General features: G+C 75.3%; 18 protein-coding genes. 8 read left to right on the forward strand and 10 right to left on the reverse strand.

The features are described 5' to 3' along the window. Positions 1-5 precede the first annotated feature (5 nt). The 7 genes from fliQ (at position 6) to BMW27_RS22045 (ending at position 8,011) form a co-directional block, all read left to right on the forward strand. Complete coding sequence (fliQ, locus tag BMW27_RS22015) at positions 6-281, forward strand: flagellar biosynthesis protein FliQ (RefSeq protein ID WP_012947163.1); 276 nt, start codon at positions 6-8, stop codon at positions 279-281. A gap of 5 nt (positions 282-286) precedes the next feature. Then, entirely contained in the window at positions 287-1,051 is a 765-nt protein-coding gene (gene fliR, locus BMW27_RS22020) for a flagellar biosynthetic protein FliR (protein ID WP_091448477.1), read from the forward strand. A gap of 107 nt (positions 1,052-1,158) precedes the next feature. Then, positions 1,159-2,292 carry an EscU/YscU/HrcU family type III secretion system export apparatus switch protein gene (locus BMW27_RS22025; protein ID WP_091448478.1) on the forward strand — a complete coding sequence of 378 codons (1,134 nt, stop codon included), beginning with the start codon at positions 1,159-1,161 and terminating at the stop codon, positions 2,290-2,292. Positions 2,293-2,416: 124 nt separating this feature from the next. After that, a complete protein-coding gene (flhA, locus tag BMW27_RS22030; protein WP_091448480.1) occupies positions 2,417-4,459 on the forward strand; it encodes a flagellar biosynthesis protein FlhA in 2,043 nt (680 codons plus the stop codon). Positions 4,460-4,463: 4 nt separating this feature from the next. Beyond that, positions 4,464-6,686, forward strand: a complete 2,223-nt coding sequence (locus BMW27_RS22035; RefSeq protein ID WP_091448482.1) for a hypothetical protein — start codon at positions 4,464-4,466, stop codon at positions 6,684-6,686. Further along, positions 6,683-6,907, forward strand: coding sequence for a hypothetical protein (locus BMW27_RS22040; RefSeq protein ID WP_091448485.1), 225 nt, complete (start codon positions 6,683-6,685; stop codon positions 6,905-6,907). Before BMW27_RS22035 ends, BMW27_RS22040 begins: the two co-directional genes overlap by 4 nt. Before the next feature lie 180 nt (positions 6,908-7,087). Beyond that, positions 7,088-8,011 carry a type IV toxin-antitoxin system AbiEi family antitoxin domain-containing protein gene (locus BMW27_RS22045; RefSeq protein ID WP_091448487.1) on the forward strand — a complete coding sequence of 308 codons (924 nt, stop codon included), beginning with the start codon at positions 7,088-7,090 and terminating at the stop codon, positions 8,009-8,011. Between the two features lie 89 nt (positions 8,012-8,100). Here the strand turns inward: BMW27_RS22045 and phoH2 are convergent, their stop codons facing one another. The 4 genes from phoH2 to BMW27_RS22060 form a co-directional block, all read right to left on the reverse strand. Further along, complete coding sequence (phoH2, locus tag BMW27_RS22050; RefSeq protein WP_091448489.1) at positions 8,101-9,396, reverse strand: RNA 5'-3' helicase PhoH2; 1,296 nt, start codon at positions 9,394-9,396, stop codon at positions 8,101-8,103. 232 nt (positions 9,397-9,628) lie between these two features. Further along, the gene (locus tag BMW27_RS23600) at positions 9,629-9,805 is read right to left on the reverse strand and encodes a hypothetical protein (RefSeq protein WP_175486621.1); all 177 of its coding nucleotides are present in this window, start codon (positions 9,803-9,805) and stop codon (positions 9,629-9,631) included. Positions 9,806-9,838: 33 nt separating this feature from the next. Then, a complete protein-coding gene (locus tag BMW27_RS22055) occupies positions 9,839-11,053 on the reverse strand; it encodes a DUF885 domain-containing protein (protein WP_091448491.1) in 1,215 nt (404 codons plus the stop codon). A 13-nt stretch (positions 11,054-11,066) separates the two neighbouring features. Continuing rightward, positions 11,067-11,840: an isoprenyl transferase gene (locus BMW27_RS22060; protein ID WP_175486627.1), complete on the reverse strand. Its 774-nt coding sequence runs from the start codon at positions 11,838-11,840 to the stop codon at positions 11,067-11,069. A 139-nt stretch (positions 11,841-11,979) separates the two neighbouring features. On the opposite strand from BMW27_RS22060, the gene trhA reads away from it, so the two are divergent. After that, positions 11,980-12,792 (forward strand): PAQR family membrane homeostasis protein TrhA, encoded by an 813-nt coding sequence (trhA, locus tag BMW27_RS22065; RefSeq protein WP_175486622.1) that lies wholly within the window; start codon positions 11,980-11,982, stop codon positions 12,790-12,792. A 109-nt stretch (positions 12,793-12,901) separates the two neighbouring features. Here the strand turns inward: trhA and BMW27_RS22070 are convergent, their stop codons facing one another. From BMW27_RS22070 to BMW27_RS22095, 6 genes are all read right to left on the reverse strand, one after another. Beyond that, positions 12,902-14,155, reverse strand: coding sequence for a geranylgeranyl reductase family protein (locus tag BMW27_RS22070; protein ID WP_091448495.1), 1,254 nt, complete (start codon positions 14,153-14,155; stop codon positions 12,902-12,904). A gap of 92 nt (positions 14,156-14,247) precedes the next feature. Continuing rightward, complete coding sequence (locus tag BMW27_RS22075; RefSeq protein WP_091448496.1) at positions 14,248-14,910, reverse strand: maleylpyruvate isomerase N-terminal domain-containing protein; 663 nt, start codon at positions 14,908-14,910, stop codon at positions 14,248-14,250. 19 nt (positions 14,911-14,929) lie between these two features. After that, positions 14,930-15,553: a hypothetical protein gene (locus BMW27_RS22080; protein ID WP_091448498.1), complete on the reverse strand. Its 624-nt coding sequence runs from the start codon at positions 15,551-15,553 to the stop codon at positions 14,930-14,932. A 57-nt stretch (positions 15,554-15,610) separates the two neighbouring features. Further along, a complete protein-coding gene (locus BMW27_RS22085) occupies positions 15,611-17,608 on the reverse strand; it encodes a thioredoxin domain-containing protein (protein WP_091448500.1) in 1,998 nt (665 codons plus the stop codon). 53 nt (positions 17,609-17,661) lie between these two features. Continuing rightward, a complete protein-coding gene (locus tag BMW27_RS22090) occupies positions 17,662-18,747 on the reverse strand; it encodes a GNAT family N-acetyltransferase (protein WP_217638242.1) in 1,086 nt (361 codons plus the stop codon). Positions 18,748-18,983: 236 nt separating this feature from the next. Continuing rightward, positions 18,984-19,529 (reverse strand): phosphate-starvation-inducible PsiE family protein, encoded by a 546-nt coding sequence (locus BMW27_RS22095; RefSeq protein ID WP_091448503.1) that lies wholly within the window; start codon positions 19,527-19,529, stop codon positions 18,984-18,986. Positions 19,530-19,536: the final 7 nt, after the last annotated feature.

Raw genomic sequence — 19,536 nt, forward strand, 5'->3', positions numbered from 1 at the left:
TCGTCGTGAGCGACGCGGACGTCACCGAGATCGCCGTCGCGACCATGCTGGTCGCCGCCAAGGTCGCCGCGCCCGTGCTGCTCACCGCACTGCTGGTCGGCTTCCTCATCTCGCTGTTCCAGGCGGCGACGCAGATCCAGGAGCCGACCCTCTCCTTCGTGCCGAAGGTCATCGCGGTCGCGATCGCGCTGCTGGTCACGGGCAACTGGGTGCTCTCCGAGCTGGTCACCTTCACCCAGGGCCTGTTCGACTCGCTGCCCCGCCTGCTCGACCGGACGTAGCGGCCGTGGACCTCGAGGTCCCGGCGGGCACCATGGCGGCGCTGCTGCTCGGCACCGCCCGCGCCACCGGCTTCGTCCTGCTGGCCCCGCCGTTCAACTCGAAGAGCATCCCGGCCCCGGTGAAGGGGGCGCTGGCGCTGGCCCTGTCGGTCGCGCTCATGACCCGCATCGCCCCGGAGCTGCCGGACCCGACCACCGGCTTCCTGGTGGTCGGCGCGGTCACCGAGGTCGCCATCGGGGCGGCGCTGGGCTTCGTCGTCCACGTGCTGTTCGCCGCGGTCCAGTACGCCGGCGACCTGATCGACCTCACCGGCGGCTTCTCGCTGCAGCCGGCCTACGACCCGCTGTCGATGACGACCAGTTCCTCGGTCGGCCGGCTGCACTACCTGCTGGCGACCACGCTGCTGTTCACCAGCGGCGGCCACCTGCTCGTCGTGCGCGGCTTCGCCACCTCCTACGAGGGGCTGCCGGTCGGCGGGTCGGTGCCGACCGAGCAGCTGGCCCAGGTGCTCATCACCGCGCTGTCGCTGATGTTCCTGGCCGCGCTGCAGATCGCCGGGCCGATGGTGGCGGTGCTCCTGCTCGCCGACGTCGCGCTCGCCCTGCTGTCGCGCGCCGCGCCCGCGCTCAACATCTTCTCCTTCGGCTTCCCGGTGAAGATCATGCTGACGATGGCCCTGCTCGGCCTGACCTTCCCGCTGCTGCCCCCCGCCCTGGACGCGCTGCTCGAGCACGCGGTCCGGGCGATGGTCTCCCTGCGGAGCGGGTGATGGGCCCGACGGCGGCGTCCACCCGGCGAGATCGGCGATCTCGCCCGGCTGCGCCCTCCCAGGCGTGCGAGCTCGACGGTCTCGCCGGGCACGGGAGGGGGTGAGCCGTGGCCAAGGACGGACCGGGTGGGGAGAAGACCGAGGACCCCACTCCGCAGCGCCTCAAGAAGGCGCGCAAGGAAGGCCAGATCCCCCGGACCCAGGAACTGGGCACCTGGGTCGGCGCCGCGGTGGCCAGCTTCCTGCTGCCGATGCTGGTGCGCAACGCGTTCGACGAGGTCGGCGCCATGTTCGTGCAGGTCGGCGTGGTCGTCGAGGCCCCCGAGGTGGAGGCGGTCACCGCCCTGCTCGGGCAGGCGCTGGACACCTTCGTCACCGTCGCGCTGCCGATGGCGGTGGCCCTCATGGTCGTCGGCGTCGCCGCGACCGCCGCGCAGGGCGGGGTCGCCGTCACCGGCAAGCCGATGAAGCCGACGCTGAAGAAGCTCAACCCCTTCCCGGGGGTGAAGCGGATGTTCGGCGGCCACGGGCTCTGGGAGGCGACCAAGGCGGTCATCAAGACCGCGGCGCTGGGCACCGTCGTCGTCGTGACCAGCGACCGCGCCCAGCAGCTGGTGTCGTCCGCCGGCGCGCTGCCGCTGTCGGCGATCACCGCGACCTTCACCGACTCCGCCGTCCTCATGATCCGCGTCGTCGCGGTCACCGGCCTGGTCATCGCGGTCGCCGACTACCTCATCGTCCGCAAGCGGACGATGAAGGAGCTCAGGATGAGCAAGTACGAGATCCAGCAGGAGCACAAGAACTCCGAGGGCGACCCACACGTGAAGGCCCAGCGCCGGGCCACGCAGATGGCGATGTCGCGCAACCGGATGATGGCCGAGGTCGCCGACGCCGACGTCCTGCTGGTCAACCCCACCCACGTCGCCGTCGCGCTGAAGTACGAGCCCGACCGCGGCGCGCCCCGCGTCGTCGCGAAGGGTGCCGACGAGGTCGCCGCGAAGCTGCGCGAGCGGGCCGCGGAGGCGGGGGTGCCGTTGGTGCAGGACGTCCCGCTGGCCCGCGCGCTGCACGCCTCCTGCGAGATCGGCCAGGAGGTGCCCGCGCAGCTGTTCACCGCGGTCGCGCGGGTGCTGGCGTTCGTCATGCAGCTGTCGGCCCGCGGCGTCCGCGGCGGCTTCCACCGGCCCGGCTTCGCCGCACCGGACGTCGAGGACCTGCCCCGGGCGGGCGCCCGCCGCTGAGCGGACCCTCCTGTCCCCACCAATCGCGGACCCGCGGTAGGGGCCGGCGGGGCGGCTGCGGCGGGCGTGACGGGTGGGGCGGACGGCGGTGCCCCGGCGTGGGCGTGCTGCCGATGAGTCGTCCGTGCGAGGAATCTCGAAGGCCGCCGTCCCGATCGGCGTGGTGGCCATCGTCCTCATGCTGGTCGTGCCGCTGCCCGCCGCGGTGCTGGACCTGCTGCTGGGCCTGAACATCACCGCGTCGCTGCTGATCCTGCTGGTCGCCATGCAGATCAAGCGGCCGCTGGACTTCGCCGTCTTCCCGTCGCTGATCCTGATCGCGACGCTGTTCCGGCTGGCGCTCAACGTCTCCTCGACGCGACTGGTGCTCACCGACGGCTACGCCGGCAAGGTCATCGAGGCCTTCGGGCACTTCGTGATCGGCGGCTCGCTGGTCGTCGGTCTGGTGATCTTCGTGATCCTCACGATCATCCAGTTCGTCGTCATCACCAACGGTGCCGGCCGCGTCGCCGAGGTCGGCGCCCGCTTCACCCTCGACGCGATGCCCGGCAAGCAGATGGCCATCGACGCCGACCTCAACGCCGGGCTGATCAACGAGAAGCAGGCCCGCAGGCGGCGCACCGAGGTCACCGCCGAGGCCGACTTCTACGGCTCGATGGACGGCGCCTCGAAGTTCGTCAAGGGCGACGCCATCGCCGCCATCATCATCACGCTGATCAACCTCATCGGCGGGATGGCGATCGGCGTCGTGCAGCTGGGCATGGCGCCCGGCGACGCCGTCTCCACCTACTCGCTGCTGACCGTCGGCGACGGCCTGGTCTCCCAGATCCCCGCGCTGCTGCTCTCCACCGCGACCGGCATCATCGTCACCCGCTCGGCCTCCGACGCAGACATGGGCAGCGACCTTCTCGCCCAGCTCGGCCGCTTCAAGCAGCCGGTGCGGATCGCCGGCGGCGCCGCCCTGGCGCTGTGCCTGATCCCCGGCCTGCCCAAGCTGCCGTTCCTGGTCATCGGCGGGCTCTTCCTGCTGATGGCGGCGCGCATGCAGGAGACCCCGGACGTCGACGAGGACGCCGACCCACAGGCCACCGCGGACGACGAGCCCCAGCCCGACTCCCCCGAGGCGATCGCCGACAAGATGCGCGTCGACCCGCTGGAGCTCGAGGTGGCCTTCGACCTGGTCGACCTGGTGGACGCCTCCCGCGGCGGCGACCTGCTCGACCGCGTGAAGGCGCTGCGCCGGAAGGTCGCCATGGAGACCGGCCTGGTCATCCCGCTGGTGCGCACCCGCGACAACCTGGACCTGCCCGCCTCGCAGTACGTCATCTGGCTCAACGGCGTCCCCGCGGCCAAGGGCACCTCGCCGGCCGGCACCGTCCTGGCGATCGGCGACATGCTCGACGGGCTGCCCGGCCGGGCCACCCGCGAGCCGGTGTTCGGCCTGCCCGCCAAGTGGGTGCCGGTCGAGCTGCAGCGGCAGGCCGAGATGGCCGGCGCCACCGTCGTCGACCGCTCGTCGGTCATCACCACGCACCTGGCCGAGGTCGTCCGGCAGAACGCCGCCGACCTGCTCGGCCGGGAGGACGTGCGGCTGCTGGTCGAGATGGTCAAGCGGACCCACCCGATCGTCGTCGAGGAGCTCACCCCGACGCTGCTCACGCTGGGCGAGATCCAGCGGGTGCTGCACGGGCTGCTCGCCGAGAACGTCTCCATCCGCGACCTGGTGCGCATCTTCGAGGCGCTCTCGGTCCGGGCGAAGGTGTCCAGCGACGTCGACGGCCTCGTCGAGGCCGCCCGGACGGCGCTCGGGGCGGCGATCAGCCACCCGTACGTCACGCCCGACGAGCGGCTGCACGTCATGACCCTCGACCCGTCGTTCGAGCAGCGCCTGCTCGAGGCCGTGCGGCAGAGCGAGGCCGGTCAGGTCCTCGCCCTGGACGCCGGCACGGTCGACGCCCTGGTCAACGGGTGCTCCGGCCTGCTGAGCGACGCCGAGCGCCTGGGCCTGTCCCCCGTGCTGGTGTGCTCGCCGCAGGTGCGGGCCGCGCTGTCCCGCCTGATGCGTCAGGTCCTGCCCCGCCTGCCGGTGATCTCCTACACGGAGGTCTCCCGCACGGCCCAGATCGAGTCACTGGGAGTGGTGAACGGTGCCGTTGCCGTCCGTTGAGGCCGTGTCCCGCGAGGGCGCCATCGCCGCCGCGCGGGAGAAGTACGGCTCGTCCGTCCGGATCGTCGGCATCCGCCGCGTCCGCACGGGCGGGGTGATGGGCTTCTTCACCACCGAGCGCTTCGTCGCCGAGGTCGAGGAGGTCGGCCCGCCGCCCGTCGTCGAGCGCCGCCCGGCGTCGAAGGCCGAGTCGCTGGCCCGCATCGAGGCCGCGCTGCGCCGCGACCCGGTGCTGCCCGACCCGGTCGACGAGGTGGCCGACCTGCTCGGCGGCGACGCCGGCCAGCCCGCCGTGGGGCTGTACTCGCGGACCTCCGCGCCGCGCGCCGCCCGTCCGGCTGCGGCGAGGGGCTTCCGCAGCGCCCCGGCCGCGGCTCCCGCTCCGGCCCCGGCCCCGGCCCCGGCTCCCGCTCCGGTGGCTCCCGTGGTGGACGCCGCGCTGCCGCCGTCGCCGTTCACCGCCGCGCTCGCCCAGATGGTGGCCCGCGACGTCGACGTGCGGGAGGCCGTGGACGAGGCGATCGCCGCCGTCGCGACTGCCGTTCCCGCTGCTCCGGCTGCCGCCCTCGCTCCGGCCGCTCCTCCCGCGCCCGCTCCGGCTCCCGTTGCCGCCGCCGCTGCGCCGAAGCCCGCCCCGGCCCCGGCCCCGGCTGCTGCGCCGGCGCCGGCTCCCGTTGCCGCCGCGGCTGCGCCGGAGCCCGCCCCGGCGCCCGTCGCGGCCGCGACGCCCGCGGTGGCCGTCGGCCCTGACACCCCCTCCGACGACGACCTGGACGCCGGGCTGGACATCCTCTGGGGCTCGGCTCCCACGCCGGCTCCTGCTCCGCAGCCGGCCGCCGTCCCGCCGCTCACCGCCGCTGCGGCACCCGTTCCGGCTGCGGGCCCCGCGGTCGTCCCGCCGGCGCCGGTCGTCGAGCCGGAGCCCCTCGCGGTGCCCGAGTGGGTGCCCGAGCCGGACTTCGCCACCGGGCCGATCACCTCCCGGGAGGAGGCGATCGCCGAGGTGCTGCGCGCTGCGCTGGCGCACGACACGTCCGACGTGGCGCTGACCCAGCTGCTGCGCGGCGTGCTGGCCGGCTCCTCGCCGGACGAGCACGAGGCCGCCCGCACCGATGACGCGTGGGGCGAGGTCTCCGCCGAGGCGCACACCGCCGAGATCCCGGTGTGGGTGGACGCGACCGCCGAGGCCGACGAGTGGGAGGTGGAGGCCGACGTCCTGGCGCCGACCGCCAGCGACCCGGCTCCGCTGCCCGCCGACGCCACCACGATCCTGCCGCCGCTGTCGCTGCTGCCCCCGCCTGCGCCGGGCACCGCGCTGGCCGTGCCGCCGCTGCTGGGCCGGCCGCCGGTGCCGCCGGCGATCGGTCGTGCACCGGGGCAGTCGGTCGCCCGCGTGGCGCCGCCGGCCGCAGAGGCCCCGCTGGCGACCGTGACCCGGCTGCCCGTGGACAAGCGCGCCGCCGCCTGGCGCCGCTCTGCCCCGATGGTCGTGCCGTCGGTGCGCGGGCGGTCGACGTCCGGCGGCGCCACCGGTCCGCTGCCCGGCGCGGCCGAGGACGCCCTCATCTCCCGGTTGCTGGAGCTCGGTGTGCCCGAGCGGCTGCTCGGCGGGGACTTCGCCGTCGAGGTCGCCCGGCGCGGGGCCTACGCCGCGCTGACCCGCGCGCTGGCCGCCGGTCTGCCGGCCGCGCCGGCCCTGCCGTCCGGGGCGGGCGACGTGCTGCTGGTCGTCGGGCCCGGCGTCGAGACCCTCGCCGCCGCCCGCTCGCTGGCCGCCTCGCTGCGACTGGACGGCGAGCAGCTGCAGTGGGCCTCCCGCGGCGACCTGGCCGCGCTGGCTCCGCGCGACAACCGGATCACCAGCATCGACACGGCCCTCGAGCGCAAGCAGGAGGCCGACCGGTCGAGCGCGCTGACCATCGTGGCCGTCGACGTCCCGCTGCGTTCCGGTGGCGGCGCCTGGCTGGAGCAGATGGTCGCGGTCTTCGCGCCCGTCGGCGTGTGGGCGGTCGTGGAGGCCACCCGCAAGCCCGAGGACGTCGGCCCGTGGCTGGACGCGCTGCCCCGCGTGGACGCGCTCATGGTCCAGGACACCGACCTCACGGCCGACCCGGCCGCGGTGCTCGGCCGCACCTCCACGCCCGTGGCTCTCCTCGACGGCGCCCGGGCGACCGCCCACCGCTGGGCCTCGCTGCTGTGCGAGCGGCTGGAGAGCTCGGGGGCATGAGCCCGCTGCGCTGGGACGTGCTCGCGGTGTCGTTCCTGCTCGCCCTGCCGCTGCTCGCCCTGGGCCTGCGCGGCGACCTGGGCACGCACGACGTCGTCACCCGGCTGCCGTGGTGCCTGGCGGCGGGTTGGGCCGTGGTGGCGCTGCTGCGCTGGGCCGGCACGCCGCGCCCACCGGCCGGCTCCCCCGCCGACGAGGACCCCGGCCCCGCGGCACCCTGACCGCCGGTCGCTCGTCGCCCTCGCCCCCGGACCCCCTGCCGGGGTTCCTCGTGCATCGCCGGTTCTGCGGGATCCGCAACCCACGAGGAACCCCGGCAGGGCGCTGTCCACAGGTGCTCCGCCGTCCACGGATCCCGTCCGGCGCTCCCCGGGACTGCACGACCGGACCACGGTGGGGACGTGGAACCCGACCGCCTCGTCCTCCGTCGGCTGGCCGTCACCGGGGGGTGGACCGACGACGAGCTCTCTCGGCACGTGCGCGACGGCGCCCTCACGAGACTCCGTCGGGGCGCGTACGTCGCCGGTGCCGACCTGGTGACCGACGAGGTGCGCCACCACCTGCTCGTCCGCGCCACCCTCGCCTCACTCCGCCGTCCCGCGGTCGTGAGCCACCAGTCGGCCGCCGTCCTCCACGGCCTCCCGCTGTGGGGCGTACGGCTCGACCGCGTGCACGTCACCCGCCGGCCGCCGGCCTCCAGTGAGGCGGGTCGCTGTCTCCGCACCCACGTGGCCCGGTTGGCCGACCACGAGGTGACGACGGTCGAGGGGCTGCTGGTCACCGACCCGGTGCGGACGGCGCTCGACCTGGCCCGGTCGCTGCCGCTGGAGCCGGCCGTGGCCGCGCTGGATGCTGCGCTGCACCGCGGGCTCCTGGCGAGGCCGGTCCTCGAGAGCCGGGTGCAGGAACTGGCCGGGACACCCGGGAGCCGTGCGGCCGCCCGGGCGGTGACCTTCGCCGACGGACGCAGCGAGAGCGTCGGCGAGAGCCGCAGTCGCGTCCTCCTCCATGGCCTCGGCCTGGCACCGTCCGCGCTGCAGCGGACCATCCACTCCGCTTCCGGGCTCTTCCTCGGTCGCGCAGACTTCGCCTGGGAGGAGGAGCGGGTGGTCGGTGAGTTCGACGGCCGCGTCAAGTACGGCCGCGCGCGGCGCCCCGGTCAGGTCCCCGCGGACGTCCTCTTCGAGGAGAAGCGTCGTGAGGACGCCATCCGCGACGAGGACTGGGGCGTGGTGCGCTGGACGTGGTCGGACCTCGTGCCCGGCACGGTGGTCGGCGACCGGGTGAGTCGCGCCCTCGTCCGCGGCCGCCGTCGGTCCGGCTGACCCCATCTGCCGGCGTTGCTCGCGCTGTGCCGGTCCTGCAGGACCCGCAGTGCACGAACAACGCCGGCAGTGCCGCAGGAGCGGGTCGGTCAGCGCGGGAGGTCCTCCAGCATCTCGGTGACCAGCGCGGCGATCGGCGAGCGCTCCGAGCGGGTCAGCGTCACGTGGGCGAAGAGCGGGTGCCCCTTGAGCTGCTCGACCACCGCTGCGATGCCGTCGTGCCGGCCGACGCGCAGGTTGTCCCGCTGGGCCACGTCGTGGGTGAGGACGACGCGCGAGCCGGAGCCCAGCCGCGACAGCACGGTCAGCAGCACCCCGCGCTCCAGCGACTGCGCCTCGTCGACGATGACGAAGGAGTCGTGCAGCGACCGCCCGCGGATGTGGGTCAGGGGCAGCACCTCGATGAGGTCGCGGGAGGCGACCTCGTCCAGCACGTCCTTGGAGACCAGCGCACCGAGGGTGTCGTAGACCGCCTGCGCCCAGGGCGACATCTTCTCGCCCTCGCTGCCCGGCAGGTACCCGAGCTCCTGGCCGCCGACGGCGTAGAGCGGCCGGAAGACGACGACCTTGGAGTGCGCCCGCCGCTCCATCACCGACTCCAGCCCCGCGCACAGCGCCAGCGCCGACTTCCCCGTGCCGGCCCGCCCGCCCAGCGACACGATGCCGATCTCCGGGTCGAGCAGCAGGTCCAGCGCGATCCGCTGCTCCGCGGAGCGGCCGTGCAGCCCGAAGGCCTCGCGGTCGCCGCGCACCAGCCGCACGTGTTTGTCCGGCGTGACCCGCCCCAGCGCCGACCCGCGCGAGGAGAGCAGCACCAGGCCGGTGTGCGGGGGCAGCTCGGCGGCGGCCGGCGCGTACACCTCGCCGTGCTCGTAGAGGGACCCGAGCTCGGCGTCGTCGAGCGAGAGCTCGGCCATCCCGGTCCAGCCGGCGTCGACGGCGTCCAGCGCCCGGTAGTCGTCGGTGTCCAGGCCCACCGCCGCGGCCTTCACCCGCAGCGGCACGTCCTTGGTGATCAGGCAGACGTCGTGGCCCTCGGCGCGCAGGTTGAGCGCGACCACCATGATCCGGCTGTCGTTGCTGTCGTTGCGGAAACCGGCCGGCAGCACCGCAGGGTCGCTGTGGTTCAGCTCGACGTGCAGCGTGCCGCCGTCGTCGCCGACCGGGACCGGGGCGTCGAGCCGGCCGTGCTGGACCCGCAGGTCGTCGAGCAGCCGCAGCGCCTGCCGGGCGAACCAGCCCAGCTCCGGGTGGTTGCGCTTGTCCTCGAGCTCCCCGATCACGACGAGCGGGAGGACCACGTCGTGGGCGCCCATGCGCAGCAGCGCACCGGGGTCGGAGAGCAGGACGGAGGTGTCGAGGACGTACGTGCGGCGAGTGGTCACGGTCGACTCCCGTTGGGGCGCGGCGCGCGCCCCGGCTCGAAGGTGGCCGGGCCCCGGCTGAGGAGCCGGGCGCCGGCCCCCCAGGTCGACGAGATCGTCAGCACCAACCGGGCCTCCCGTGGACGGCGAGGTGAGCTCGCCCTCCACCGCGGACGTTAGGCCCGCGAGGTGACAGGAACACGTCGAAGAGGTGGCGTGTCCCTCCTTCGGGGCACCAGTGGCCCCACCCGTCTCAGCGAGGACGGCGTGGCCGGACGGCGACCAGCACCCAGACCAGCGGCACCAGCAGGACCGGCCACTGCAGTCTCAGGTCGCCGAGCCACCACAACCCGCCGACCAGCAGCACCGCCAGCCACCCCGCCGTCCACAGGCCCAGGTCCCGGGCCTCCTCCGGGGTGTGCCGCGCCATGTCACCTCCCGCCACGCCATCCCACCCGCCTGCTCACCCGGCCCGCAGCTCGCCGGCGACGGCGGCCGGGGTGAGGGGCTCGTCGAGCAGCCGGACGAAGCGGTCGGCGACCGGCTGCTCGGCCGGACGGGCGTCCAGCCACCGCGAGAGCAGGTCGAAGCCCTCGACGTAGGTGGTGGTGTAGGCCCGCCACAGCGGGTGGGTGAGGAAGCGCAGCTGCTGGCGGGCCCGGTCGGCGCTGACCAGCGACCAGCGCTGGATGTAGGCGGCCACCTCGTCGGCGCCGGCGCCGCGGTCGTGCAGCAGGACGGCGGCGTCCTGGCGCACCCGGTTCAGCGGCGCGGCCGCCGCCGCGACCCGCTCGGCGAGGTGCCCGTCGAAGTGCAGCCCCAGGTCACCGAGCACCTCCGCCGCCCACGGCCCCCAGCCGGTCCCGATCGCGGCCTGGACGCCGAGGTCGGCCAGCCCCTCGGCCATCAGGCACTCCGGGGTGTTGACCAGGAAGACGGTGTGCTCGAGCCGGGCACCGCGCTCGACCAGTCCGAGCTCCTTGCGGCAATGCTCGGTGTGGTGCCCCGGGTAGGCCTCGTGGGCCACCAGGTGCGGCAGCTGGCCCAGCCGGTGCGGCAGGTCGGCGTTGACGGCCACGCGGGACCGGTAGTCGCCCTCGTAGTAGTTGAAGCCCGACCACGGCTTGTCGGTGACGACCTCGTAGCGCACCGTCTCGACCTCGGGCAGCCCGTAGTCGGCGCGCACCCGGTCGCGCAGCGCGCTGGACAGGACGTGCACCGCCTCGGCCAGCCGCGCGGGCGGGCACTCCTCGCGCCGCCGGTGCGCGGCGTAGCGGTCGGCCAGCGGTCCGCTGCCGGGCAGCAGGCCGTCGAGCTCGGCGTGCGCGGCGGCGTAGGCGGCCGGGTCGCCGACGGCGAGGTCGACCTGGAAGTAGCTGCGCACCTCCTCGAGGAAGGGCACCGGCTCGCCGGCCATCTTCCGGGCGCTGCACTCCAGCCCGGTCAGCTGACCGCGGAGGAACCCCGCGCGATCGGCGGGCAGGTCGGCGGCACCCAGCTCGCCGAGCAGCGCGCGGGCCTGGTCGCGCAGCCCCTGCGGGGTGGGCGCCGGCTCGTCCTCCACCGCGGCCCGCACCCGCCGGTCGCCGGTGTAGGCGTCGACGAAGCCGGACTCCAGCCGGTCGAAGCGCAGCCCGAGCCGCACGTACTCCAGGGGGACGTCGAGCGAGCGGGCCATGACCAGCAGTTTCTCAGCCGCCGAAGCGACGGTGCCGGGCGGCGTAGGCGCGCAACGCCCGCAGGAAGTCGACGCGGCGGAAGTCGGGCCAGTAGACGTCGGTGAAGTGGAACTCCGAGTGCGCGGTCTGCCAGAGCAGGAAACCCGACAGCCGCTGCTCCCCGCTGGTGCGGATGACCAGGTCGGGGTCGGGCTGGCCGCGCGTGTAGAGGTGCTCGGCGATGTGCTCGGCGTCCAGGACGCCCACCAGCTCGTCCAGCGTCGTCCCCCGTGCGGCGTGCTCGGCCAGCAGTGAGCGGACGGCGTCGGCGATCTCCCGTCGCCCGCCGTAGCCGACGGCGAGGTTGACCGTCGCGCCCGGCCGGTCGCGGGTGTCCTCGGCGGCCTGCTTGAGGACGGCGACCGTCTCGGCCGGCAGCAGCTCGAGGGCACCCACGGGGCGCAGCTGCCACCGCCGGTCCGGGGCCGCGAGGTCCTCGGCGACGCCCTCGATGATCCGCAGCAGCGGGAGCAGCTCGGGCTCCGGGCGGGACAGGTTGTCGGTGGAGAGCAGGAAGAGCGTGACGACCTCGACGCCGGCCTCGTCGCACCACCCGAGGAACCCGGCGATCTTGTCCGCGCCCCGGCGGTGACCGGCGTTGGGGTCCTCCAGCCCGATCGCCCGCGCCCACCGCCGGTTGCCGTCGACGATCACCCCGACGTGCCGCGGGATCGCTGCGCCCTCCAGCGCCTGGGCGAGCCGGCGTTCGTACACCTGGGTGAGGACGTCGCGAGCCCACTGCCGCATCCCCACGGTGGGTCACACTAGGCCCACTCCGCGAGGTCGCGCGCACCCCGCCCCCACCTGCACGAAGGTCCGCAGGGGGCCGGGGACGTCACACCCCGGTCCCGTCGCCGCCCTCCCTACGCGTGCGTAACCTCGGCTCATGAGCGTCCCCGACAACGAGGGCGGGACCGTCCGCGTGGAGGCCGACGGCGCCCAGATCCAAGCGCCTCCCGGCCCGGCGGTGGCCGCCGTCCTCCAGGAGGGCGAGCAGGTCGAGCGGGCCTGGACCGCCGAGGACTTCGGCGACCGCGACTGGGACCACCCCGACACCCGGCCGCGGATGCGCGGCTGGCTGCACCTGTTCTCGTTCTTCGGCGCGATCGTCGCCGGCGCCGTGCTCATCCCGCTGGGGTCGGTGCTCGGCGCCCGCGCCGGGTGGTCGGTCACCGTCTACTGCGCGACCATCTGCGGCCTGTTCGGGGTCAGCGCGCTGTACCACCGGCGGCGCTGGTCACCGCGCGGCTGGAAGGTCATGAAGCGGCTCGACCACTCGATGATCTTCCTGTTCATCGCGGGGACGTACACCCCCTTCGCCCTGCTGGCGGTCGACCAACCGACCGGCTACTGGGTGCTCGCCGGCGTCTGGGCCGGTGCGCTGGCCGGCGTCTCGCTCAAACTCACCTGGCCCACCGCGCCGCGGTGGGTCGGCGTGCCCCTCTACATCGGGCTGGGCTGGGTCGCCGTCTTCATCCTCACCGACATCCTGCACATCGCCGGCGTGACCTCACTGGTGCTGCTGGCCGTCGGCGGGGTGCTCTACACGCTCGGCGGGGTGGCGTACGCGATCAAGAAGCCGAATCCCTGGCCCGGCGTCTTCGGCTACCACGAGGTCTTCCACGCGATGACCGTCGTCGCCGCCATCTGCCACTACATCGCCGTCTACTTCGCGATGTACTCCAGCCCGTTCGTCTGACGGAGGACCCCGTCCGCGTCACCGTGGAGGACCCCGTCTCCCCACCCTGCGCGGCCCGGGGCGGGAACCGTGACGGGGCCGGCGGGACCCTGCAGGAGGGCCGGGCGCCTCAGCTGAAGGGCCTGCGCTCGTCCACCCGGTTGGACAGCCGGCCGGCGGTGCGCCAGGTGCGGGCGACGAGGTCGCGGTCCTCGTCGGTGACCAGGTTGCCCATCACCCGCAGTGCGACGGTCATCAGGGACCGCGACCGCATGCCCACCGGGCCGGCCGCGGGCAGGAAGCGCGGGACGGTGAGCAGCCCGGCCAGCCGGCGGGCGATGGAGAACGCCTCCCCGTAGTGCCGGCGCAGGGTGGCCGGCCAGGCGTGGGTCCAGTCGTCCTCGCCGAAGAGCTCCTGCACGGTGCGGCCGGTCTCCAGGCCGTAGTCGATGCCCTCGCCGTTGAGCGGGTTGACGCACCCGGCCGCGTCGCCGACGAGCGCCCAGTTGCGACCGGCCACGCCGGAGACCGCCCCGCCCATGGGCAGCAGGGCCGACGCCGGCGCCTCCACCGGCCCGTCGAGCCGCCAGTCCTCGCGGCGGGCGTCGGCGTAGACCTCGATCAGCGCCTTCAGCTGCACCCCGGCCGGACGGCGGGCGGTGGCCAGCGTGCCGACGCCGATGTTCACCTGCCCGGCCTCCGCCCCCAGGGGGAACACCCAGCCGTAGCCGGAGAGCAGCTCCCCCTCGGCGCCGCGCAGCTCCAGGTGCGAGGAGATCCACTCGTCGTCCGCCCGCCCGGAGCGCACGTAGCCGCGCGCTGCGACGCCGTAGGCGGTGTCGCGGTGCCACTCGCGGCCGAGCACCCGGCCCAGCGGTGAGCGGACGCCGTCGGCCACGACCAGCCGCCGGCAGCCGACGGTGACGGTCTCGTCCTCCGCCGTCTCGAACACGACGCCGGTCACCCGGTCGCCGTCCCGCTCGACGTCGACGGCCCGCGCGCCCTCCAGTGGAACGGCACCGCCGGTCAGCGCGACGTCGCGGATCCGGGCGTCGAGCTCGGTGCGCGGCACCGCGCTGCCGTGGTCGGGGAACGCGCCGCCGGGCCAGGGCAGCTCCCACGTCCGGCCGAAGCCGGCGGCGCGCAGGCCGCGGTTGCGGGTCCGCGAGCGCGCCCAGTCGCCCAGACCCAGCCGGTCCAGCTCGGCGATCGCGCGGGGGGTCAGCCCGTCGCCGCAGGCCTTGTCGCGGGGGAAGACGGCCGCGTCGGCGAGGACGACGTCGTGCCCGGCCCGGGCGGCCCAGCCGGCGGCCGCCGCGCCCGCCGGGCCGGCCCCCACCACGAGGACGTCGGTGTCGGTCGGGACGGCGGCGCTGGCTGGCACGCCTCCAGTGTCCCTGACCCGTGACGCCGGGGTGGCCCCCCTGCAGGGTCCCGCCGCGAGCCTGCGAGTGGCGGGGGCAGGGGGGTCCTCTCTCAGCCGAACAGCGGGAAGCGCTCCGCCGACGACCCCAGGGCGGCGCGGTCGGCGTCGTCCAGCGGGGCCCGGCCGGTGCCGCGCCGGGCCGCCGTCGCGTCGTCCCACCCGGCCGGCAGCGGGCCGCCGAGCAGGCCCTCGAGCACCCGCCGCACCTCGGCCAGGGCCTCGGGTGCCGGGCCCGGCCGATCCAGGTGCGCCACCAGGTCCAGGTGGTGCACCGCGGCCTCCACGGCCAGCGTGGACAGCAGGTCGCCGGCGCGCAGGACGTGCCCCTGGGTGCCGACCAGGTCGTCGGACGCGATCCGCTCGGCGAGCACGGTCACGGCGGCGACGAGCTCCGCGTGCACCGCGGACAGCTCCGTGAGCCCACCCGCGACGCTGGCGCGGACGCGGGTGCGCCAGGCGACGTCCTCGTCCTGCGCCGCGGTCGGCTGCCAGGCCCGCCAGTAGGCGACCGCGTCGCTGGTGGCCGGCCCGTCCGCCGGGGTGGCCAGCGCGACCAGGCCCCGGCGGGCGTCGTCGACCAGGTGCAGGGTCAGGTCCAGCACCGCCCACCCGGCGCACCCGGACGGCTGCCAGGCCTCCTCCGGCCGCAGGTCCGCGACCTGCTCGGACAGGGACCGGTAGGTGGCGGCGAGCAACTCCGTCGGCGAGGGCACCCGGGCAGCCTGGCAGGGCTCAGTCGACGTGCGGGCCGCGGGCCCGGACCTCCTCGATCGAGGCCATCGCCGCCCGCAGCTCGCCGAGCCAGTCGTCGGTGTGCTGCGCGACCAGCCGGACCGCCCAGGCCAGCGCCTCGGACCGGGACCGGGCGACCCCGGCGTCCACGAGCGTGTCGAGCACCAGCCGCTCGGGCTGGCGCAGCCGGGTCATCACCGGCACCGACAGGTTGGTGAAGACCTCCCGGGCGTCGCCGCAGGCCGCGCCCCAGGCGACCGAGCGGCCGTAGCGGGCCTGCGCGGCGTCGGCCACGGCCATGCGCTGCTCGCGGGTCTCCTCGCGGAAACGGGCGATCCGCCCGGCCCGCGCGGCCGCGGGGTCGCCCTCGCCGGCCTCCGGCTCGGCCAGGGTGCCGACGACGGTGATCTCGTCGCGGTCGACGGTCAGCTCGACCGGCCCGGTGAACCAGTCGTCGGGCAGCCGCCCGGCGAACCAGCCGGCGACCTCGGCCCGCTCCACCGGGGGTGGCGCGTCCGGGCCCCGGCCCCGGCCGCCGGGACCGCGACCGCGTGGGCCGCGGAACCCGCCGCGCATGCCGGCGAAGGGGTTCTCGGAGGAGAAACGGTGGTGGTGTCCGTGCACGACGGCCTCCCGTATCAGGTGATTACACGCTTACACGGTAATGCCGGCGGCCGGCTTTCAGGAAGGGGTGAGCGCTCTGCCGAGAGCGGACACGTCGGTGACCGGGGCCGAGCAGACGAAGCCCCGGCACACGTAGGCAGCGGGCCGGCCACCGACCAGCGGCCGGCCGGCCAGCAGCGGGACCCCGGGAGCGTCCGGCTCGCCGACCACCACCACGGCACCCGGGCTGGTCGAGGCGCGGGCGGCGGCCGCGAGGGCGTCGCGCTCCGGCCCGGCCGGTCCGCTGACCGCGACCTCGAGCGGGCCGGCCAGCAGCGCCTCCCCGACCGCCATCGCCCAGCCGACCGCCTGCGGCGCGCGCTCGGCCAGCCGGGCCAGCGAGCCGACGGCCGCCTCGCCGAGCTCCCGGTGCCGCGGCGCGCCGGCCAGCGCGGCATAGGTGACGGCGGCACCGGCCACCGCGGCGATGCCGGACGGCGTCGGACCGTCCGCGGGGTCGAAGGGCCGGTGCACGAGCGCCTCGGCGTCGGCGGCGGTGTCGTGCCAGCCGTCGGCGTCCACGAACTGCCCGGCGACGACGTCCAGCAGGTCGCCGGCCAGCTCCAGCCAGCGCCCCTCCCCGGTGGCCTGGTGCAGCGCGAGCAGCCCCTCGGCCAGGTCGCCGTAGTCCTCGAGCACCCCCGCAGGGGCACCGGCGACGCCGTTCCGCGACGCCCGGCGCAGCCGGCCGTCCACCCAGTGCACGTCGGCGAGCAGCTCCGCCGCCCGCCGCGCCGCGTCGACCGAGGACGGCGACCCGGTCAGGACGCTGTGCTCGGCCAGCGCGGCGATCGCCAACCCGTTCCAGGCGGTCACCACCTTGTCGTCCCGCGCCGGCTGCGGGCGTCGCGCCCGCGCCGCGCCCAGCCGTTCCCGCACCGACGCCAGGCGGGCGGGGTCGTCGGGGTCGCGGAGCAGCTGCAGCGTCGAGGTGCCGTGCTCGAAGGTGCCGGCGTCGGTCACCTCGAAGACCGCGGCGGCCCACCGGCCGTCGTCCTCACCGAGCACCTCGACCAGCTCCGCAGGCGTCCAGACGTAGGTCAGCCCCTCGACGCCCTCGGTGTCGGCGTCCAGCGCGGAGGCGAAGCCGCCCTCGGGCGTGCCGAGGTCGTGGACCAGGAAGGCAGCGGTGGCGTCGGCCACCCGGCGGGCCCACTCGTCCCCGGTGGCGCGCCACAGGTGCAGGTACACCCGCAGCAGCAGCGCGTTGTCGTAGAGCATCTTCTCGAAGTGCGGCACCACCCACCGCGCGTCGACGGAGTAGCGCGCGAAGCCGCCGGCGAGCTGGTCGTGGATGCCGCCGCGCGCCATCGCCCCGAGCGTGCCGCGGGCCATCCGCAGCGCCCGGTCGTCGCCGGTGCGGGCGGCGGAGCGGAGCAGGAACTCCAGCACCATGGACGGCGGGAACTTCGGGGCGCCCCCGAACCCACCCCACCGCTCGTCGTACTCCCCGGCCAGTGCGGGAACGGCGCGGTCGAGCACCTCGGCCGCGAGCGGGGCCGGCGGCCCGAGTTCCAGCCGGGAGGAGATGCCCTCGGCGATGCGCGTGCCGGCCGTCTCCAGGTCCTCGCGCCGCGACCGCCAGGCGTCGGAGACGGCGGCGAGCAGCTGCCGGAACGACGGCATGCCGTGCGCGGGCCGGGGCGGGAAGTAGGTGCCGCAGTAGAACGGCCGGCCGTCGGGCGTGGCGAAGACGGTCATCGGCCAGCCCCCGTGTCCGGTCAGCGCCTGGGTGGCGGCCATGTAGACGCTGTCGACGTCAGGCCGCTCCTCGCGGTCGACCTTCACGCAGACGAAGTCGGCGTTCATCTGCGCCGCCGTCGGCTCGTCCTCGAAGGACTCGTGCGCCATCACGTGGCACCAGTGGCAGGCGGCGTAGCCGACGCTGAGCAGGACGGGCACGTCCCGGCGGCGGGCCTCGGCGAAGGCCTCCTCGCCCCACTCCCACCAGTCGACCGGGTTCTCCGCGTGCTGGAGCAGGTACGGGCTGGTGGCGGTAGCGAGCCGGTTGGGCATGCGGCTTCCGTTCCCGCGGGAGCGGGCCGGCGAACAGGGACCTCGCGTCCGCGTCAGGCCTGCCTGGCGCGGCGCTCCTGGGCCGAGGCCACCGCGGCGACCAGCCCCCTGCTCACCGGCGAGGCGAAGGGCGCCACCACGGTGGACAGGGCGCGCCGACCCGGCCAGACCCGCGCCTCCATCTCGGTCGGCCCCCCGGTGCAGACGTCCCGGAACGCGATCGACTCAGCGGCAAAGCGGTCGGCGTAGTCGACCATCGCGAGGATCCCCGGCACGTGGGCGCGGTACCGCTCGTCGTGCGCGGTCTTGAGGTGGAACGCCCCAGCTCCGGCGTGGACCGCCATCTCCATCGCCACCGGGCCGTCGGGTACGTCCAGGGACCGCAGCTCGAGGCGACCGGCCGCACCGAACCGGCGGCACACCTCGCGGAAGAAGGCCGCCGTCGCCGGATCGCAGGCCATGGCGGTGCCGGCTCTCCCCTTCCACCCGGAGGCCTCCATCCGCAGGAAGAGCTCCACGGCCTCCGGGTCGGCCGACCGGTCGACCGAGCCCACCGGGCCGGCCTGCCGCTCCAGCCCGCGCCGCGCGCGCCGCCGCCGCTCGCGACGGTCGTCCCCGACGAGGGCGCCGTCCTCCGTGCGCGCCAGCACGGCCCGCTCGTAGCCGTCCCGCCGCCGGACGTCGATGCCCAGGGACGCCGCCGCCTCGTCCAGCGCCGCGGCGACGGGGCCTCCGTCGCCGAGGTCCTCGACCTCGAGCAGCACCGCCCCCTGCCGCACCCGCCACGGGGCCTGCAGGAGCGCGCAGAAGGACCGGGTCGCGCGGTCGGCGTCGACCAGCGGCGTCCCCAGCACCTGGAAGTCGTGCGCCCAGGACACCAGCGCCGGCACCGGCACGCGGTGGCGCCAGCGCCGGACGGCGAGCACGGGCAGGACGGCGTCGAGCCGGTCCCCGTCGGCGACCACGAGGAGCCGCGCGCGTCGACCCTCCGGCAGGTGGCGCATCGCCGGCAGGAGCATGTCGGGCTCGTTGCACGGGTTGGGCTCGGCAGCCCGCTCGGCCAGGTCGCGCCAGGCGGCCTCGACACGGGGGCTGATGTCCTCCGGGGCCAGCAGGCACACCGCTGCCCCAGCTCGCACTGGTCTCGACTCCGATCGTCCCCGGTCGATCGGCCGCAGGTCCCGCATCGCCCCTCCCGTGACTGCCGTCGACGTCGACAGGTCGCGCACCGAGCCCCCGCCGGTCGTCCTCACCGGCACCTTGCCAGCTCAGCGCGGTGATCCGGCCGCCTGAGGGACGGCGGTCGCCCGAACGGACGACGCCTCCACCAGCCGGGCGCCCGCGCACCCGGCGGACGATCGGCGGAGCCCCGGCGCTACGCGCGGGCCTCCGCGTCCCGCTCGCGCGCCGGCCCCTGCTCGCCACCCTCGCCCTCGTCGGGCTCGCGCTCCTTGCGGCGCAGCAGCCAGGAGGTGGCACCGAGCAGCAGCACGAGCACACCGAGGACGGCGATCTCGGTGATCCGGTCGCGGAACCCCGCACCCTCGCCGACGACGCCCGCGGCCTCGACCGACAGCACGACGATCTCCTTGATCGAGGCGATCACCCCGATGACCAGGAACGGCTCGGCGACCAGCTCGCGCTTCTCCACCGTGGTCCGGACGGCGAAGAGCAGTTCCACGACGATGAACACCAGCAGCAGCACGTCGAGCAGTTCGACCATCGGCGCCTGCGACAGGTCACCGGTCAGCGACCACGCCGTCCGCCCGGCCAGCACCAGCAGGGCCAGCGCGGCCAGGACGAGGAGCAGCGCGATGCCGGCGTAGACGACGTTCTCGGCGAGCTCGAGCACGCGGGTGCCGACCCGTCCGAACCCCGGCGGGGGGATGCGCTGCTCGGGGTCGTGCCGCCGCTGGGCCATCCCGCGA

This window comes from Geodermatophilus poikilotrophus, from assembly GCF_900111455.1.
GTDB classification, from domain to species: Bacteria; Actinomycetota; Actinomycetes; order Mycobacteriales; family Geodermatophilaceae; genus Geodermatophilus; species Geodermatophilus poikilotrophus.

What these genes read in the sequence shown, in the direction of transcription:
- BMW27_RS22040 (WP_091448485.1), top strand. Translation starts at nt 6,683, where the DNA reads ATGAGCCCGCTGCGCTGGGACGTGCTCGCGGTGTCGTTCCTGCTCGCC.
- BMW27_RS23600 (WP_175486621.1), bottom strand. Translation starts at nt 9,805, where the DNA reads ATGGCGCGGCACACCCCGGAGGAGGCCCGGGACCTGGGCCTGTGGACG.
- BMW27_RS22055 (WP_091448491.1), bottom strand. Translation starts at nt 11,053, where the DNA reads ATGGCCCGCTCGCTCGACGTCCCCCTGGAGTACGTGCGGCTCGGGCTG.
- BMW27_RS22060 (WP_175486627.1), bottom strand. Translation starts at nt 11,840, where the DNA reads ATGCGGCAGTGGGCTCGCGACGTCCTCACCCAGGTGTACGAACGCCGG.
- trhA (WP_175486622.1), top strand. Translation starts at nt 11,980, where the DNA reads ATGAGCGTCCCCGACAACGAGGGCGGGACCGTCCGCGTGGAGGCCGAC.
- BMW27_RS22085 (WP_091448500.1), bottom strand. Translation starts at nt 17,608, where the DNA reads ATGCCCAACCGGCTCGCTACCGCCACCAGCCCGTACCTGCTCCAGCAC.
- BMW27_RS22095 (WP_091448503.1), bottom strand. Translation starts at nt 19,529, where the DNA reads ATGGCCCAGCGGCGGCACGACCCCGAGCAGCGCATCCCCCCGCCGGGG.